This is a genomic window from Pseudoalteromonas sp. S4492 (genome assembly GCF_005886115.1).
Taxonomy (GTDB): Bacteria; Pseudomonadota; Gammaproteobacteria; order Enterobacterales; family Alteromonadaceae; genus Pseudoalteromonas; species Pseudoalteromonas gelatinilytica.
The window spans coordinates 80,863-101,093 of record NZ_PNCP01000039.1; the positions used below are offsets into that span (position 1 = coordinate 80,863).

General features: G+C 39.9%; 8 protein-coding genes. All 8 read left to right on the forward strand.

Annotation, left to right across the window (positions count from 1 at the left end):
- The first annotated feature begins 141 nt into the window (after positions 1-141).
- The 8 genes from CWC28_RS13070 (at position 142) to CWC28_RS13105 (ending at position 20,173) form a co-directional block, all read left to right on the forward strand.
- The gene (locus tag CWC28_RS13070; protein ID WP_105174648.1) at positions 142-2,355 is read left to right on the forward strand and encodes a CapA family protein; all 2,214 of its coding nucleotides are present in this window, start codon (positions 142-144) and stop codon (positions 2,353-2,355) included.
- Positions 2,356-2,364: 9 nt separating this feature from the next.
- On the forward strand, positions 2,365-4,257 hold the full coding sequence (locus CWC28_RS13075; RefSeq protein WP_063700216.1) for a hypothetical protein: 1,893 nt from the start codon (positions 2,365-2,367) through the stop codon (positions 4,255-4,257).
- Entirely contained in the window at positions 4,257-7,370 is a 3,114-nt protein-coding gene (locus tag CWC28_RS13080) for a poly-gamma-glutamate biosynthesis protein PgsC/CapC (RefSeq protein WP_138625248.1), read from the forward strand. Before CWC28_RS13075 ends, CWC28_RS13080 begins: the two co-directional genes overlap by 1 nt.
- Positions 7,357-9,621, forward strand: a complete 2,265-nt coding sequence (locus tag CWC28_RS13085; RefSeq protein WP_138625249.1) for a hypothetical protein — start codon at positions 7,357-7,359, stop codon at positions 9,619-9,621. Before CWC28_RS13080 ends, CWC28_RS13085 begins: the two co-directional genes overlap by 14 nt.
- Positions 9,611-10,354 carry a hypothetical protein gene (locus CWC28_RS13090; protein ID WP_105174652.1) on the forward strand — a complete coding sequence of 248 codons (744 nt, stop codon included), beginning with the start codon at positions 9,611-9,613 and terminating at the stop codon, positions 10,352-10,354. The genes CWC28_RS13085 and CWC28_RS13090 overlap by 11 nt, the downstream gene beginning before the upstream one ends.
- A 26-nt stretch (positions 10,355-10,380) precedes the next feature.
- Entirely contained in the window at positions 10,381-14,613 is a 4,233-nt protein-coding gene (locus CWC28_RS13095) for a hypothetical protein (protein WP_138625250.1), read from the forward strand.
- On the forward strand, positions 14,603-18,682 hold the full coding sequence (locus CWC28_RS13100; RefSeq protein ID WP_105174655.1) for a poly-gamma-glutamate synthase PgsB: 4,080 nt from the start codon (positions 14,603-14,605) through the stop codon (positions 18,680-18,682). Before CWC28_RS13095 ends, CWC28_RS13100 begins: the two co-directional genes overlap by 11 nt.
- A gap of 246 nt (positions 18,683-18,928) precedes the next feature.
- A complete protein-coding gene (locus tag CWC28_RS13105) occupies positions 18,929-20,173 on the forward strand; it encodes a DUF642 domain-containing protein (RefSeq protein ID WP_063700234.1) in 1,245 nt (414 codons plus the stop codon).
- Positions 20,174-20,231 lie beyond the last annotated feature (58 nt).

Consider the following 20,231-nt stretch of genomic DNA (forward strand, 5'->3'; position numbering starts at 1 on the left):
CGTCGAAACAATGCCAAAGAGCAGGCAATATCTGAATTTTCAGAGCTGGTCAATTGTTGTCCCTATTAGCCAGCAATTATAAAATAACCATAATAATTTTGACGTATAGAATGTAAATTGCGTGATAACGAGGGGCGTTAGTTGAAAATATTTTTTAATTCTTTAGTTCTGCTTACGTGTCTTAATTTAACAGCATGTAAGGTAAAAGACCCGAACGAAGATAAACCAGATGAGCAAACGCAGGTCGCAATCAGCGATCGCGAAAAGCTGCTTGCGGGTAGTGCAAATATTTCTTTTACGATCACCGATGAAAATCAAACACCTCTTAGCAATATCAGTGTTACCTTAGCAGGGCAAACCTATCAGTCTGATAGCGATGGTACAATAAGTATTAGTAACCTTGCTTATGGCAATCATGCGATTATGGTTGAGCAAGCGGGATATTTTCCGCGAGCAAGTATTGTCGTTAATCAACCTGACTCATCAACAAAGACAGTTCAACTCCAAACTAAAGCATCGAGCAGTAAAAGCCTTTTATTTGCTGGCGATACTATGTTTGGCCGTCGTTATTTAGATCCCAATTTAAAAACCATGGGCACGTCTATTCCCGATGTAACTGATGCCTTGATCCACCCAGATACCGCAGGAGCAGACAGCATTGCAATTACTGCGGATGTCGCAGCGTTATTTCAAAATGCTGACTTTGCGTCTGTAAATTTAGAGTCGCCAGTGACGACTAATCCTGCAACCGTCCATCCAACCAAAGAGTTTAGCTTTTTTAGTCTACCAGACTCACTACAAGGGCTCACTGAGATAGGCATAGATTATGTTGGTCTTGGAAATAACCATATCTACGATTACTTGCAATCCGGCTTAGAAGATACCCTCATTGAAGTAAGCAATGCAGGTTTACTTCATAGCGGTGCAGGTCTTGATGAGAGTCAAGCAATGACTACCGTCAGTAAAACGCTCGATAATGTAACTCTGGTGTTATTTGCCGCTACCTCGATTACTGGTGAAGAACATGAATATAGTTATATTGCTGATTTAACAAAAGGCGGGGCTGCAAATTTAACCAACTCAGATACCGTTAGATCATCATTAGAAGAACAGGATTCTTCGCAATTTATCATTGCCCAAATGCATGGTGGAGATGAATACACCTACTCACCTTCAAGCTATATTGGCAGTCGCTTTGAAGCATTATCAAAACAAAATACAGATCTCCTTATTGCTCATCACCCTCATGTGGCGCAAGGTTTTGCTGTTTATAACGATATTCCAGCAGTGCTGGGGTTGGGTAACTTTGTCTTTGATCAACCTCGCCTTGATACCTTACTCGGTGTTGCAGTAATGATCGATTTAAATACCAATACGCAAACCGTCAACCGGGCTTTTGCTTATCCTATTTTTGTTGAAGATTATAAACCACGGTTCACAACAGGATTTCTAACTCACTACTTATTAAGACGCCTTGCTGAGTTTTCTGATGACAATATCACTTTAATTCCTCGTGATAATTATGGTGAAGTCTATTTCAGCCAAAACCAAGCAACACAGAGCACAACTGACGTTACGATTGAGGTAGATGGCAGCAGCGACATTATTGACTTACGACAATACAGCCCTTCATCGGCGGCATTTTTATCATCAATAGAAGTAACCAGCGGCGAGCTCAGCAGTGCGGTATTTGGACGCGATATAATGGTGTTTGGCGATTTTGAAGATTGGGATAACGACAGCGAAGCATTTGAAGTGAGCCGCTGGGATCATACTAGTGACAGTGTATTTCCATGTACAGATAAACCTTATGCAGGCATACAAGCGCTGTGCTCTAGTAGAGATGAGTTCGATAATACGCCATCGATAATACCGTTTAGACACACAATGCGAGTGATGGAACTCACAGATGAAAATGGCGATCCACTACTGAGTAAAGACTTCTCTTTTTATGGTTATTTACAAGCAGAAAACGGTGGAAAAATTGATGCGCTTTTGAGTTATACAACCGAAATTGACGACCTTACTTTTTCACAGCATAAAATTGATGTAAGTGAAGGGGGTGATCAAGCATGGCACGCTTTTAGCCATGACTTTAGTTTACCGTCAGATGAATTCACTTTAGGACCAAAAGAACTTCCACCAAGGGGCGTAAAACTACAATTTAGGCATTACGCACCAAGTACAGGTGAAGCAATCTCTCGCTTAGATAATGTTGCACTAATTAGCTGGCAAGATGCTATCAGCTTAGATAATGGACTATGGCAAACCGAGAAAATGCACGGTTTTGACTTTTTAAAGATCTCAGCAAGTAATGATACGAATGTAAAACTTACATTCACAATACTTGATTAAGGAGGAGATGTGTCTGCTGTTCAACAATTGTTGCGTTTAAAAAACGTGCGCGCTTTTTGGCTTACCTTAAGCTTATTTTGTGTGGTCTTGTTAAGCAATGTGTTCAACCTTTTTCAGGCTAGCAATGCTTTTTTCTATCAAAATTTAGAGTCACTAAGTCACACTCAGCAAACCAATGTAGTCCTGATCAGCAGCGCAAGTTTAACTGAAAATCACCAGCAACTCGTTGAAAAATTAGTTGAATATAAACCGCGAGCGATTGTAGTGCTTGCTGATGAACCTTTAGTTGCAGTACAACAAAAAAATGTTTATTACCCTTACGCAGGGAACGAATTTTGCGTACCAAAAATTGATAATTGGGCTACTTATCAAATGCGCATTCCGCAATCAAATGAGCTTGAATGCAAAAGTATTTGGCAGCAGATATTTAATTACGATGCAGAACACGTACAACTTATCGACTTTGATTTAGCTGTCACTGCGCTACCAAAGTTTAGTGCTGAACGGGTGCTCGATGTAGACGTAATGAGTGAGCAGCTTGAAAATAAAATCATTATCGTTGGCCAAAAAACGGCCGCTTTTAATGTTTTCATTCATGCCCCAAAACTCGACGGCCTAAATGATCCTTTATTACTGATAGCCTACCTCGCTGACAGTATTGATAAACAAACGACTGTAAAACAGTTAAATAGCTTACTGACTATTTTCGTTGAGCTTGCGCTTGTTCTTGTACTGCTTTTTAGCTTTCAAAAGCTGTCGCTTATTTACTCTTTTATTATTGCCTTAAACAGCGTGCTGCTATGGTGCTTAATAGGTTATGTATTCATTGAGATGAACCAACTTTTCATCCCTATCGGGCAATATATTGTACTGACCTTTATCACCTTATTTTGGGTGATTATTGTTAGAAAGATGTCTGAAGATAATGAACTGAACACCGTTGTAAACAATATTCAACAAAAAATGATGGGTCGTTTTATCCCACAAAGCTTTATTGAGCAAGCTTCGCCATGGGACCCAATCATTCAATTAATTAGCCAACAATTAGACTTAGAAAAATCAATTTTCCTTGCTCGAAAAGAAGATGATCATCGTGTTGTTGAAATTCGTGCAATTAATTGTAATTTAGATGATATTCAAGAAATGCGCCGTGATTACAAGCGCACACCTTACAGCAAAGCTCTAAAATCATTAGGGGTTGTACAAATTACCCGCCCCTTCTTTACACATATTAAAGAAGGTGAAATCGAATTTATGGCGCCCTTGGTTTATGCCGGTGACGTCCGTGGCTTTTGGGCATTATCTGTTATCCCCAACCAATACTTCAACCAGCAAGCGTTTGAAAAAAACGTCAATAAATTCGCTGCGCAAGTTGCTGAATTGCTTTTCCATTATCATATATTTAAAACGACTCAAGCGAGTAACAATAGCCTATTAAATCAGTTGCTAACCTTAAAGCTTCATGAGCCGATTAGTGAGCAGGTTAAACAATCTATTAATGAAATGGAGCAAAAGCTAACAACCTTAGAAATGGTCTTTAATCACACCCGCTCTGCAACCGTGCTATTTAATTTGTTTGGTCAAGTGATTCAAACAAACGCATCCCTTGAGCAATTTGCCAAACAGCACCAACTCGCCATTTTTGAAATGACTGCACTGGATTTACTTTGCAAAAGCTGCGACTTAGACGCTGAAATTGCTAAGGGCAAATTACGTTATATCACTCTGAACAAAGCAGAAGTAGCCTTACCCGCAAAGTTGGGAGAACAAAGTTACACCTTGAATATTAAAGCCCTTCATACTGATGGTTCACAAGCAGCTTCCGGTGAGCCTTTCCAAGTGTCAGGTATATTATTCGAGTTTATCGAAAACCATGTAGCTCGCAATGAGGGACAAGTTTAATGGACTTTGTGTTAGCACTCTTCCCTGCCGGTAGTGGCCTTGGTCAATCTGTTATCACAACAGTTTGGGTAGGTACCGCAGTAGTATGCTTGCTTAACTTGCGCTTCGGTTTTCCATTAACGGGTCTTGTTGTACCAGGTTATATAGTCCCTTTGCTTATCATTAGCCCGACCTCTGCAGCAGTTATTATCATTGAAGCTATCGTTGTCTATGCCTTAATGCGATTCAGTGCACACTATATGATGGAAAAATTTGGCTACAGCCAAATGTTTGGTCGTGACCGTTTTTTTGCCATCATATTGTTAAGTATTCTAGTCCGTGTGTGTATGGACACCTTATTCTGGCCAGTGATTGCTAATCAGTTGAGTCGCTGGGATATCACCTTTGATTATGCTTCACAGCTCTATTCGCTTGGTCTTATCATTATCGCCTTAACAGCAAATGTAATGTGGAACGGAGGCTTTAAATATGGCTTAAAAGTAACCTTTATTCAGTTACTTATTACATTTATTCTCGTACGTTTTGTACTCATGCCTTTTACAAACTTTAGTATTGCTAATTTGGGTATTATGTACGAAGCAGTCGCTGCGTCCATCATTGCAGCCCCAAAAGCCTATATCATTCTTGTCATTACTGCTTTTCTAGCCTCTCGCGCAAATATTAAATATGGCTGGGAGTTTAACGGAATCATGTTGCCAGCTCTGTTGGCACTGCAATTAACCCAACCTAGTAAATTACTGACTTCATTTGCTGAAACCGCCATAATTTTAGCAATCGGTGGCTCGCTTATTCACTTTACCAGACTTAAACACGCCAATATTGAAGGTGCCAGATTATTAATGCTGTTCTTCACTATCGGCTTTATTTATAAACTAATCCTTAACTACATTGTGGTTTGGTATTTTCCTACCATAAAAGTGACTGATACCTTTGCGTTTGGCTATATGTTAGCAACGTTACTGGCATTAAAGATCTATCAAAAGAATGCGTTAGGTCTTGTTGTCAGAGCAACATTGCAAACCTCTATCGTGGGTGGGTTACTTGCAATTATTGTTGGTTTTATCGTTATGCTTCTACCCTCGATGCTCTCTGCGCCGAGTCTTAAACCAGAAACTGAACAGATGCATGTCATTACGCTAAATCAGCAAGTTAGCCAATACAAAAGTTACCTATATACAAGCCGAAGTAATAAAGTAAGCGTCAGTAGCTATAAAGCGAATCAAACGGTTTCTGAGTTTAAATATGCTGTGTATAAACTTGATCAGGCCATCATTGAGCAGCAAGGTATTGCTGATCTCACGCCTCTATTTACAAGCATAGGCTTTTTACTACAAAGTGACGAAAACTATATTTATCTGATTGATACAATTGAAGATAGGCAGCGAGGACTGTTTGTTTTAAACAAACATCCTAAAACCCCTTTATTGGTCACCGTGCCATTTCCCATTACTGAAAGTTTAGCCAGTGACTCTGCTGGTCTTATTTTCGAACAACTGCAAAGTAAGGCCTTGGTATTCGGCACAAGTAAAACACCACTAAAAACCTTAGCAAAAGAAAACCAACAAAGCCCATTTTATCAGGCTTTTATTTCTGCATTAGAAGGTACGGAAATACTACAAATTAGAGAGGCTAACCGCCATACCTCAGCGTTGTTTTCAGATGCTGCCACACAAGCAAGCAGTCAATATTGGATTTACAACCGATTACCTCATTCCGTTAGTCAGCGCGAGCTACACGACTTTGTAGGTAGTGAAACAACCTTCTTTGGTACGGCAACCAGTAGCAGTCTGCCTTCTTCAAATTTTTCTGGCTCAATGTTTGAAATGTTTCTAGATGGCGATAATTACACCAACATTTTGGCCAGTATTTACCGTGAGAATTTCCATTACAGCAACCTACAACTCAATGAATTAAATGAAGAAATCAATCAAATAGTAGATGAATTTTCTGCCCATATAAGCAAAAAAGGCAGTTTTGACTATCAACCACTTTCTAAAAGTCAGGTAGCGCTTTGGGAGTTCGAGGTCTTAACACCACTTTATAAGCTGATTGATCGCATCGGAAAAGATGCGCTGAATGAAGATATGCTAAATCAGCTAAAACAAATTAATGGCACCGCTCAGCTTTTAAGCTATCAATTGAGGCTTGTGAAAAACAACAGTGGACGTTATTTACTATTGAGCCCGCTAGATACTCCTGTAGCATTACAACAAGGCCAAGGGATTTTCTTGTTTAATTTAACCGAGCACGAAGCAATTACCTTAAGTGTCCCTAGACCTTTGTTTGAAAGTAATACGTTAAGCTTTGCTAGTGAGTTATTTGCCAGAGCGAATGCTGCAAACTTACTCGTCGCAGGTGCTCACCCTTATGCTCATCCACAAGCAAATGTGTTAGCTGCAGATAATGTTGACTCTTTATTCAATATCATTCACCAAAGCTTCTTACGTTTTACTCAAAATCAGCCTAGTTTGAATATTCAAATTCGCAGTCATAGTGCACCTTCATGGATACGCCCAAATGCAATTGCATTCTCAACAACACAAATAAGTGATACTGCGATTCCTTTAATGAAGCAGCTTGATAATGAGCTCATCGCTTTAGGTGTCAATTATCAAACAGTCATGGGACAACAAGCCACACGAGGCCTTGAAATTGGCAGTTCACCGCAATCTGGCTATCAGCAATTTAATGCTAACAGTGAGCTGGCAACCTTGTGGCTTGCTTCTGATTTTAAACAACAGTTTTCGATGGATCAAAGTAGCGTGTTGCAGCGTTTATTAGCCATATCTAGTAACTCTAAGGTCAAGGTAATCAACCTTGCTACTTTATCGCCTTATAACTGGCAACCATTGGATCATAATAAAAACCAACAGCTACAAACACTTGTAAATAACTATGTCGCTAATCAACGCCTCACATCATTGCGAGATCTTTGTCACCAAATAACCGCGTGTAGTTTACAAACCATCAAACTGGAACACCTTGATAAATTCGCGCTAATGATAAAGCAAAACAATAGCATTCTTGCCATCTACAACCCGACGAATAATCAACTAATTGATGTTCATGCATTTAATCAGCTAATGGGAGGAGGTCAACGTGTATTTAATTAAACGTTTATTCGCCCTAATGCTTATTTTGTTATTACTTTTCACGGTGCTGTTTGCAGGGCGTAGCTTTTTAGTGTGGTTAGACTCAGCGGAACCCGTGGATGCGCGTAGCAATACGGAAACACGTTCTAATGTACAGTGGTTAAGCAGCGAAAAACCACTGCGTTTTACATTTTCTAACCAGCGTACTCATTCATTACGAATTCTATCGAATGCCGTGTTTGACCAATCCGTGTTTCTTGAATTACCGGTAAATTACGCAATTAAATACGTTCTTTATGACGATAAAGGTAATGTGATTTTAGATAAAATTTACCATCACGCTTCAAAGCTAGTTAACAATAGTGAAGAGCAACAGATCAAACAAATTATTGAGAATAAGCAATCGCTTAATGTTGCTTCTGGACAATCTTTTTATCTGCCAATTACTCATTACCCCAATGCAAAAACTTTAGATTTAACATTAATCCCAGAAGAAAAATCACTACAAGGTGTGGTTGTTCGTGTCCATGCCAAAACGCCTGAACAAAGTATCGATCCTCTCAATAGCTGGCTTAAACGCCCTTTAGAAAGAAGAAGACGCGCCACTGATTATCTTACTATGGGCGAAAACACACTTACCAACGCCGAAATTAGTAATGCAATGGCATTTTGGTGGCAAAAAATTGCACCTCAAGGGATCCCTGGGATCGACTTTAAATCTGACATTTTGTATGAAACCCTGCCATACAATGTCACGACCTATGACTTTAGTATGCAGCAGCACGACTTAGGTGCCTATTACACGGAACTTGGTCTATGCGCCAGCATTAGCCTAGATGTCACTGATAGCCTTAATTTCACAGTCAATTCAAATCAGTATTTACCATCGCTAACTTGGCACGATAAGCATCAATTTAAAGCGCCAACACCGATTAGTTTCGCGGTAACTGATAACAACAATAATTATAAAACAGAACTGATTGATGCTGGGCTAGTCACTATTTGCAGTGAAGAGCCATTACTAACTAGTTGGCGAACCGCATCAGGCGCCGCAATTTTAACAAGTTATGCAGGCAGCTATTTGGTGAATGAATTTGCCAGTGTAAATTTTGATATAGAGCCAAGTAGCAATCTCAATATTGATGTTCGTGCCTTACAAACGAATCAGCTCAGCGTAATCATTTATGATGAACATAACCAGGCGATTGAGCACTATAGTGTCACTTTAAAAGGCGACGTATCCGATTTTGATCGCGTGATCACCGATAATACACAAAGGCAGCGTGTTGGTATGCTCAACAGCTACTATTTACGTACCCCTGATAATGCGCATCACCTGAAAATTAGTGCCGAGAAAGATGTCTACGTTCGATTAAAATCTCGATTTGCTGATTTTAATTATCAACGAGCAATTTCTCATCAATATTTACCTGAACCGATAAATGGCTTTTACGATATTGCCGCTTGGTATGAGCAACGAGCTGCAAATCATTATGAGTTAACGCAGTTAGCACACTTTACTAATATTCGTACTTTTACTCCGCCAAAAGAGCCGGAGTTAGTGACAACTTTTTATCAATCTAAAGAGCTATTTGACAAACTGCCTCTGTCAAATGTCGCTTTAGTATTAAGCCCTGATCGCTACTTTATGCCCAAGTTGCCACCACAAGTCTTTAACTATGGTTTATACAAAAAAAATAACTACTCTCCTTATAACGATTCTGAGGACAACAACTTAGTTTATCGCTTATCTAACAACAGCAGTAAAGAAGTCACAGTGTCTGAGTTATCGGTGGAGACATTGCAGCAATTGCAATCACAGGCGAAAACGATCTATCAAAACTGGTATGGAGAACGCCCTTGGATTAAGCAACGTATTTACCAGCTTGATAAAAGTGCGCCTTTGACACTTGAGTTTACAGCACAACAGCGCCCTATGAGCGTCGTATTTAAAGTCTTTCGTGCAAATAGCAGCGAACCGGTTGAGTTATCGCTCACACATAATGCTGACTACAAGTCAGGGCTCACCAGTGAATACAGCATCGCCAAGCAACGTTTTATGCTGCACCAATCTGCATTACTCGATGCATTTTTAATTCACCCAAAAAATAGCCAATTAACAAGTTATCCGAGTATTACTCAAACAATCACTAATGACATTGCTGAATTACATTCACTAACACTACAAGCAACTGACACAGTGTGGATTTCTGTACTTGAGGAATACCCTCTGCAAGAGCAAAAGGTAAGGTGGTGGAACCATGAAAACTAAAATGATGCTGATTGCAGTGTGGTTGTTTGTATCCGCATGCCACGCAACACCTAGTTTGAATGAACTAACCTTGAACTTAAAGTTATGGCTTGCTGATCAGCAATATCCTCTTGCGCACTTCACTACCAAACAAGGTGCACTAGTTGCTAATGAATCTTTAAATTCGGGCGGCGAAATTCATTATAGACAGCAAGGTGAACAATGTATTGCTTATGCACCTCATCGCTTCTATGACAAACATACTCATACTATTGCAAAGGCACTATTTAATCACTGCCAAGTTTTTTTAAGCAACACAAAACACCGTAACACCCGTGATGAACATGGAGAACTTATTGACTTTGGAAAGTATAAACAAAGCGCGAGTAATGCCTTTATTCTTGCCTACGCTGAACATGTTGAATCATTCTCTATTTATCAACTACATGGTTTTGCTAAAGAAAACAGAAAAACGCCTGAGGGTAAAAAGGCAGATGCCATTATCAGTAATGGTCATGTAATACCTAGTACACGGACGATTGCAATAACTGCCTGTCTAAACGAGCAGCTAAAGATCACTGCGATGGTTTACGGCCTGGATGTTAAAGAACTCGGAGGTACGACAAATATTCTTGCATCACTGGCCCCAAAGAACAGCCAATTTTTTCATATCGAGTTAAGTCGCCAGTTGCGTGAGCGATTAGTTTCTAATAACCAGCTATTAAAGTTGTTTAACCAATGCCTTATTTCATAATTGCTATCATTTTACTGCTGCTTTCAATGCAGCCTACATACGCTGTTGATATAAATAGAGGTGTTCTTGAGCCTGCAATCTGGCTGCAAACTTCGCCTAAGCTCGCACCCTTTACCACCAGCCAAGATATGCGCTTTAATGCCAAACAGCATCACTACCTTTGGCTTCCTAAAGGGCATTGGCTAGACATTGCCCCTGATCACCTTAATAAATTTATTATTAGTGCGGGGAATACACAATACATACAACAACGACTGCAAGTGCATCGTGACTTACTTTGCGATACGAAACGTTGCCAGCTGCCAGCTATGGGCCATAACCGAATTGTCGCCATCCAAAATCATCTGGATGAAGATACTACATTCACAGCCATGGTTGGTCATATACCACAAAATGTAGATAGCTTTAGACGTGCTTTATCGCTTGCTAAGCCCTCCGTTGTAACTAAAAATCGCCGAGGTAGTGAGCGTTATTATCAACTAAACAAAGATGACGAAGTTACCTTGTTTTTCTCTGCGGCGAAAAAACTTAAATTATCTGTTCGTCAAAATATGCAACAACCTGATGAAAAAGGTGTTGTTTATGCGTATGTCGATAAACAATTGGTCGCCAAAATAAATACCATTAATAGTCAAGCCTTAGAATATAAAGAACAGTCGCTAGGCCTTGAAAATACTGAGTACCTAGCAATTGCTGCGGGGCAATACTTAACGATAAAAAGTAAAACCGATGCTTTTATCAAACTAGAGCAAAGTCATCGTGCGATTTATGATGATAATGTTGCTGAAAAAGAACAAGAAAAACACTTGCTACCTTATTGGTACCAAGTCGCAAATGATGCCATTTCAGCGGTTTATAACGACCACTCATTACACGTATTTAGTGATGATGTATTTACAGCAAATAACCCTCTTGCCACTAAACGTCACAATAACTTGCTATCAATGATGACTGGGCAATCTCAACTTTGGGGTAGTTACCGCACTTTTAGCGCAGTGGAGACTAAAAGTCGTATGGTTTCAGAACTCGTTGAACAACGCTTAGTTGACGATCAGTTTTATCCACGTATAAATCAACAGCTTCGCCTCATTTCCACTTTAAATCAGTCAGCACAGCTATTTGATTTATCAAGCAAAAAACGTGCAACACCTTGGCTAACCTTAATTGCTAAAAGCACTAAAGATAGCCAGTTAAAGCTGTCTTCAGGTGAAAATAGCTGGTTAGTAAACCTAAAAGCAACAGAAGACTTTCAATCATTAATAATTTCAGTGCCGCTTAACAGCCAGTCTTTGACTATTCAAAGCTTAAGTAGTCAGTCGAATCAAATTGAATTTGCGCTCTATGCAAGAACACTGACCGATCTGCCTAGTGATGAAGTGATATATCAACAAGCAGTCAGTACTAAGAATCTACGCCCAGCGATATCAAAATTGATTGCAGATGACCTACACAAACAACATGCCGATTATTTAGCGGCCATCGAGCCCTATGCGCCAGCACGTAAAAACGTCACGGCCTTTAATGCAGAACAATCATTACTCACAGCCAAAGACTTAGCATCGAGCGCACCACTCGATGCCTTAGCATTTTTAAAGCCTCTGACACAAAATGCTGATACAGCAATTGCAGAACAGGCTTGGCAACTTCGAGTGGCAATTTTACGTGAACAACAGCAATTTCATTTAGCAAATAGTTATTTAGAAGGGTTATACAAAAGTACACAGCAATTAGAGCTGAAGCAATTTGCAGCAAGAGCCTTGATTGATAGTTATCAAACAGAACGTCAAGATATTAAACTATTTGCACTGTGTGCAGGTAACTTAACAACCATAAAAGAGTGCCAGCCTATCTTGATTAATTTAGCTGTGAAACAGCAAAAGCATCGTTTGGCTGCGTGGCTTGCTTACTCATCAACTGTGCCAACTAAAGTCTCTGAAAGCTTTAAAGCCCTAAACTATCAGACTTTAAGTGCACACCCCTTTATTGATGAAGCTCGGTATCAGCTAAAAGCGGGCTCGCAAGAAACCTTCATTAACAGCCAAGGTAAATTACAAAATACCGTCATCACAGAAGCAATGCCGTGGTTTTTTACTGCCCAAACGCCTATTAATTTAGTTATTAAGGCACGCACAGCAGCCAAGCAAAACGGTGAGTATCAAACGGCTTGGCTTATGGCACAGAGCCAATATCAGCATAAACTTATGCCAATTTTTAGCGATATACCGGCGACTACCTTGTTTGTTAAAAACCAACAAGCAGCGTCAGTGGCAGCCACTCTGGTAGTACGCCTTCAAGCTGGAGAAGCGCTTACAATAACAGCTGACCATACGAGTTATCTTGATATCAGTTTCATTCCTGAGTCTTTATTTAGCCAGTTCGATTATGTATCTGATGCAGCAAATAAATCTACATCAAACGATATTATGTCGCTCATTTACTCGGCTGACGCAACACAAGCAGACCTGCTACTAAATGGGCTTTATTTACTCAGTAAAAAACGCCTTACCAATAACCAATACACACAACTTCTACAGCGCTTAGAAACCTTAGATGCGGATGCTAAGTCAACCTTTTTACAAAACAGAATAGAAAGTTATGGTCAATGGCAGCCATTAGATAGTTTGCTCGACTTTGCTGGTACGCGATTATTTGATATGCAAAGTACTGCGCAAAGCAGTTTTGCCGATCGTTTTACACTGCTTAATACACAGGCAGGTTCCAATGAAGGCATTCTACTGCGCCCATTCCACACATTAAACATTGATTTAGCACAAACTGAAGGGCAACAGATCCGTTTTAAATTTAACTTCTCTACTGCTGAGTTGGCGCGTGCAAATGTTGCTAACCTGTCATTGCAATTAGCAAGTGTTCAAAAGATTTGGTCAGTCACTGAACAGCAAAGCATTCCTTTCACATTTAACAAACGTGAATTGGATAACAATATCATTTCGCTCAGGTGGTTGAACCCCTATCTATCGCAGCATCTAACAATCGAAGCTGAGCAATATATTGCAGGTCGCTGGCAACACTTAGCACTGCCAACAACGTTACTCTTTTACACTGTGACACCTGATACGCCTTTAATGGCCAAGTTACCTGCTGACAGACTCATTAAGTTAGAAGAAATGAATGAATTTAAGCGCACAGAAAGGCGGTTCTTCCACCCTGCGGGTAAGGTTGAAGTTACTGCTGATAAGTTGCAGTACGTACGCCTATATAGCTGGCAGCTGAGTGAGCAAAGCAATAAAATTTCGCCTTATTCACAAGCAAAAACCTTGCTGCCTGAACTGATCACTTATCAAGCCCCAGAGCAGCCATCTATCATCAATGAGCAGGTAAACTTGCATAGTGATGAATTAAATTGGCAGGGATTTATTCGCTACGATCAGCAAACAATTTTCCAAAGTGCCGAAGATATTCCTGCCCGTGAAGAAATAGATATAGGTGCCCGCTTACGAGTCAATGATGATAACCACTGGTATCAATTAGAAGGCTATTACTCACTGAGCGATACCCAAGCTGATATTTTTGCCATAAATGGATACCACTCTTGGCAAGATGAAAACAGCCCATGGTATATCGACACACAAATCAACTCACGTTGGCAACCTAGTCATGACAGCTTTGATCTTCAGTATGCATTAGATGCAAGTATCAGTATTGGTCAGTCCTGGCAGCGCGATACCGTGCACCGTCACCAATGGCAAGTAACCCCTTATATTCGCTATAGCAGCGCAGATTTAGATGATTACCTAGCAGATGAGCAACTCAACTCGAGCATTTTCAACTTCTACCGTGAAAATCATGCATCTGGCTGGTTGAGTTATTACCAGTACCGTTATCAACCTTGGGTTGATAACTACCTTAATTTTGGCGTCTCTTCTGGCTCTAATGATGATTGGTTAAGTCTCGATTACTTAAAATTCAACTCAAGTTGGAATCAATATTATCATGGCCACATTTTTCAAGTTGGCCTAGATAGCTACTATCGCTTTGCTGACGATCATAGAGCCACTGCGACGTGGCAATACATCACTCGCTTTGCATGGCAAAAACAAGTTAATTTAGGCAGTTTCACAAATGGCTGGCTGAAACTTAGTTGGCAGCAAGACTGGGTCTGGAACAATCATAATATTAGTGTCGAGTTTTCATCGGGTAATAACCAGCACACCGGCTTTGCACCTTTTGCTCATGATGAAATTATTTTCCCTGCACTTCAACTTAACCATTTGCTAGAGCACAGTGATTATGAGCAGTAAACAACTTAAACAACGTCTAGAAACATTGCTTTTTGCGGATATTGCCAGTTTTTGGTTAGATTTATACCGTCAAAAATATCGTGAGCTGGTTGATGAATTAAGCCAATGGGAGCTGATACAAAACCAACCTGATGACGACGATGAAGATGATTGGCTTTTGCTGCAAGCAATTGCCTTTTTGACACACAAAATTGACACTTTACAGAATCAGCTGCTTAAACTTGATACCGATCATCGCCGTTTTGTAGAGCGCTTAAGCCATGCCGAGTTAAAGGCCGAGCGTGAGTTTCACATTCTTGATTACGCATATATTTTAGGTGCAGACCGTATACAGCTCAAAAAAGATCAAGAGGCTTTTCAGCGCTGGTTTGACGAAGGTGCAATGATTAATCGCTACCAAGATAAAACCTCCGAACTTGAACAATCACTGAAATTTTTAATCGGGAAACTCGGCGATTTAGCAAATCGATATTTGCGCATTCATGCTGACGAAATTGCACAGTCATGGCTGAACCTGAATTTAGAAAGCTTCTTCCTATCGTTATTAGAAAAAACGGACAATGAAGCAATTCGCAATTCAATTTTTCGCGCTTTGGCTAATCAAGTGCAACTACTCAGTGAATATGTGGATGATCCTGACTTTAATGCAGATTTAGTTGAAAACCTGCTGCATTCTCTTGAAAAGCCTACCACACCGCATGCAGCAAAGGTCGATATTTTAGAAATCTTAATTAATTTAAGGCCAACATTCACACGCTACTTTATGCGCTCTCATATCGATTTGGAGCTACCTGACAGCGCGCAAATTGACCGCAGGCAATTATTTTTACTCAGTGCCTTTGCTAGCATTATAAGCAAACAACTTAACCTCAGTGAGGTTAACGTTAAACTATTATTTTTACTTGCAAAACATCCATATCCAAGAGTAAGACAAAGTGTCTACGAGCAATGTGCAGTGTTACCTTGGTCATGCTCACAACAGCTTGTCTTAGAGGGTTTACAATATGAAACACAGCAAGCTGTACGATTAACCCTCATTAAACAATTAGCCGATCCACGGTTTAGTGAACACCGACAAGGATTGCAAATTTGGCAGCAACAATTAAAAGCAACAGTTAGCTTTGCTGAAAAGCGCTTGTTACTCGAATTAAGCCCTCGCATCATGTTTAATCTGCAAGTGGATTGTCAGACAGAGCAGCAAACGAATAGCCTATTTAAATCGTTTGTGGAATTTTTAAATCAGCGCCTAGAAAATGAACCGAGCCTCGCTATTCGTCGAATTATCAGCCGAGTACGGGAACAACTTGTCAGCTTTATGCACCAGCAGCAAGTGGCTCAGTTGGAAGTCGACTTAAGCGCCCAAAATAATCTAAATTTAGCCGATTGGGATGAACAAGTTCTTGGTCGGCTATTAAGCAATCAGGCACAAAATTTCGAAGCCTACAATGTCAATGCGCATAACAAATCATGGCAAGTGCAGCATGGCTACAAGCGTGGCTTTCGTTTTTGGCGACTATGGCATGAATTCAAAACACCCAGTACTGATAAACGCCAAAGCTACAATCACTTACAAGCAAGAAAACCGAGTGCATTTATGCATGTGCCTAGCAGTACAGTGGCTGAAATTAGTCAAACGGAAGTTCCTGGCGAACCACGCTTTGATGAACAACAATTTAGCGCTCGTGAACACTTACCATTACTCGACTTTCTATTAAGTAGCCTTTCTCAAGACCACATAAAAACGTCGGCAAAAACTTACACCCCCGATGGTATTCTAATAGTCACGCCTCCAAAGCGCCTTTTTAAACGACTTTACTGTTATAGCTGGATATCGTTTAACTTTGAAAAATTAAACGAGTTGCGTAATGGCTCTGAAGTTGAGCAAAGACACTTTTTAGAAATACTACAAAAGAAAGGATTTAAGCTGGAATTTCAGCAATATGGCAGCGTGCTAGATGTCACCTTCCCCGTTGAAGCAAGTATCAGTCATTTATACAACAAGCTCGCAATTACACCTTTTCTGTTTAATATTTGGTCTAGCTTTAAAGAGTATGCGTATTCGATTTACCAAAATAGCATAGGCCAGCTTATATTCTTTGTGCTTAGCTTTATTGCCTACTTTTGGGCAAGACATGTGAAGATAAGCCGCCAAATAAAGTCTGATAGAGCTCAAATTCCTGTTTCAATTGGGGGTTGGGGTACACGAGGAAAATCAGGAACTGAGCGTTTAAAAGCAGCGTTATTTAGTAGCCTCACATTAAAAGTCGTTAGTAAAACGACGGGTTGCGAGGCAACTATGATCTATGCCAGAGCAAGTGGTGAACAATTCGAAATTCCCCTGTTTAGACCTTTTGATAAAGCCAGTATTTGGGAGCAAAGTGATGTTTTACATTTTGCAAAAAATGTACAAGCTGATGTTTTTCTATGGGAATGCATGGGCTTAACCCCACGCTATGTGAGAATTTTACGCAATTGGATGCAAGACAACTTTTCAACTATCACCAATGCATACCCAGATCATGAAGATATATTAGGGCCAACAGGTATTGATGTTGCCAATGAAACAAGCCATTTCATTGGGGAAAAAAGTTTAGTATTCACTAGCGAACAGAATATGGCGCCGCTACTTGATACTAATGCAAAACAGAAAAATTCTAACCTAATTCAAGTACACTGGGCTGATGGTTTACAAATTACTGATGATATTCGGGCGCTTTATCCATACCAAGAGCATCCAGCAAATATTGCTTTAGTATGCAAAATGGCCAAACACATTGGCCTCAGTAAAGACTATGTTTTTAAAGAGACCTCTGCGCGAATTATTCCTGACATCGGCGTATTACAACACTTTCCTCGCGCCCCTATAAACAATTTAGAGCAGTCTTTTGTAAATAGTATGTCTGCTAATGAACGTTTAGCAACGCTCGAAAATTGGCGAAGACTTGACCTTTATAGGCTTAATGATTGCCCCAAAACACAAGTCATTGCATTGATTAATAATCGTAATGACCGTGTTGCACGTTCGAAGGTATTCGCGAATATTTTGAGCCATGATTTACGTTTTGACCGAATTGTAGTGATAGGCAGCAACGTTGATGGCTTTTATAGTTATTTTATTCATGCCCTAACAGAACGAATTGATAAGCTTATTGAAAACAATGATATTGAAGATCTCGAAAGCCTGAAGGTGCAACTTAACTTGCTCACAACAGAGCAAGTCCAGGCTCGTTTTGCACATGCTTTTGGGCACGCTAATGCTGATAAATTAATGTCGTTGAGTGAAGGGACACTAAATAAAGCGTGTGTAAAAGAAATTTTGGGTGATATTTCAGACTCACAAATAAGTGTTATTTTGTGTAATTTCCGTCACCTGTTTCAACGAAACGCATTGGCTACTTTGCAAGAAAATATGGCTGGTAATGCGAATGAAATAAAAGAGCGCTTATTAGCTATAACTAAATCTAAACTAACAGTGCATGAAAACAGTAATTTATCTGCTGATGAACTAACGACTTCAATCGCCGAATTAGGTCTGCCAAATACACATCAAGTTATTGTAGGCATGCAAAACATTAAAGGTGCGGGTTTAAACTACGTGTATGCGTGGCAACAATGGCAGAAAATACATCAAATCATACGCCATTTATTTGATGAACGCTGCTCAGCAAAAGAGTTTCGTACAGCACTTACCACGCTAAACATGATTGTTGCTTTCAATTTCATAGATATAGACTACATGAAACAACAGTTAGCCGTTTTAAAGAAAACTCATCTTGCGCAAAATGAGTTTTGCCAAGCAGAAATATCAAGCCTATTAGAAAAGCTAGAAGAAGATGAATCTAGTCAACAACAGGAACAACAGCAATCATTACCTGTTAAATACTTTAATCAACTAATCGAATCATTTTTAGATGCTGGCGCTGCCGTAAAACGCAAAAAGCGCGCAAATCAAATTTATCGTGATATTGCAGATCAACGCATCACTTTAGAAAGAGCGATTAAGCTACTAGGTAAACTCAGTCGCAATCAAAAGTCTGGATGGTTCGCGAACAAGTCAAACCAGGACTAACTTTAGAATTAGAGCCAAAACCAAACCCTAACACTTAAGGGTTTGGTTTTTTTGAGCTGTAAAAAAATCTTGAAAAATCAGAAATTTCCGATCAAAAAACAAGCTTTTACAAATCATAAAGTTAACCGATTAAACGTAAAATCACCGCAAATACGGCTTGTTCCTTAATTGAACAAAAGCCTTTTAAAGCAGTAAAATTATACTATTCAATATTAATTTTATGTTAATCACATAACGGAGAGTGTCATGAAAAGCTTGGTTACTAAACTAGCATTATTACCTTTAGCTATTGCGTCAGGTATTGCAATGGCAGGCACAAATTTAGTAGAAAACGGATCATTTGAAAATACAGATACAGTGACCGATCACAATGGTCAATGGCAGTTATTTGATGCAATTCCTGGTTGGACTCGAAGCGCTAACGCTAGATTTGAAATTCAAACGAATAAACTTGGGATTATTCCAGCACAAGATGGTGAGCAGCACATTGAGCTAGATTCAAGATCTAACTACAGCATCACACAAGCTCTTGCGACAGCAGCTGGTAAAAAGTACGAATTGAGCTTTTATTACTCTGCGCGTGTAGTAGGTAATGAAGAAACAAACAAAGCAGAAGTTTTATGGAATGGTGAATCATTAGCAGTTGTCAACAGCAGCACAAAAGGCTGGACTAAATACAGCTTTACAGTTGAAGCTGACAGCGCAAGCTCAGTGTTGAGCTTTGCAGGCGCGGGTACATCTGATTCAGTAGGTGCATTCATCGATAACGTCGTAGTAACTGAGGTACCTGAACCATGTGCAGTTGTAACCGGTTTATATGGTATTAATAACTTTGGTTCTGAGACTGAAGGCTATGTGTATCACTTTAACCCAGAATCAAGCGCTGTAACGGTTGTTGCTGGTCTAAACAATACAGCATCAAATATTGCTAGCAAAGACGGTATGCTGTACTTCATGGAGCAGCTTGATAGCAGCAGCAAAGCGTCAAAAATCTATAGCTTAGATTTAGCTACCGACACGCAAGCTGAGGTTGCAGATGCGACATCATTCCCAATTTACCGCTCAACAGTGACTGCAGACGGTCTGTCTTTACGTGCGACAAGCAAGACATACATGTATGATTTTGACCTAACTACAGGCGAGAAAACGGTATTAGGTAAGCTTTCGTATGAAGGCGACTCATTCTCTGATGGCGACATCGCTTATTCAAGTGACTACAACGTACTTTACGTATTAACTGGTAAAGCACTTTACACATTAGATGAAGGCAGCCTTGAGTTAACTCAAATCGGTGAGCACGGTGTAAACTGGGCGTCAGGCATTGCGATTGCAGATGACGGTACAATTTACATATCAGGTAGAGAAAACGGCGAAAACGCGAAAATTTATACCTTAGATCAAAATACCGCTGAAGCGACATTCGTAATGGATGGCCCAGCACACGTAAACGACTTAACGTTTGTTAGTGAAGCAGTTTGCGCAGCAGAGTAAACTGTTTATAAAGCCATAAAATGCCAGCTTAGCTGGCATTTTTTTAACTAACCTGAGG

What these genes read in the sequence shown, in the direction of transcription:
- CWC28_RS13080 (WP_138625248.1), top strand. Translation starts at nt 4,257, where the DNA reads ATGGACTTTGTGTTAGCACTCTTCCCTGCCGGTAGTGGCCTTGGTCAA.
- CWC28_RS13090 (WP_105174652.1), top strand. Translation starts at nt 9,611, where the DNA reads ATGAAAACTAAAATGATGCTGATTGCAGTGTGGTTGTTTGTATCCGCA.
- CWC28_RS13095 (WP_138625250.1), top strand. Translation starts at nt 10,381, where the DNA reads ATGCAGCCTACATACGCTGTTGATATAAATAGAGGTGTTCTTGAGCCT.
- CWC28_RS13100 (WP_105174655.1), top strand. Translation starts at nt 14,603, where the DNA reads ATGAGCAGTAAACAACTTAAACAACGTCTAGAAACATTGCTTTTTGCG.
- CWC28_RS13105 (WP_063700234.1), top strand. Translation starts at nt 18,929, where the DNA reads ATGAAAAGCTTGGTTACTAAACTAGCATTATTACCTTTAGCTATTGCG.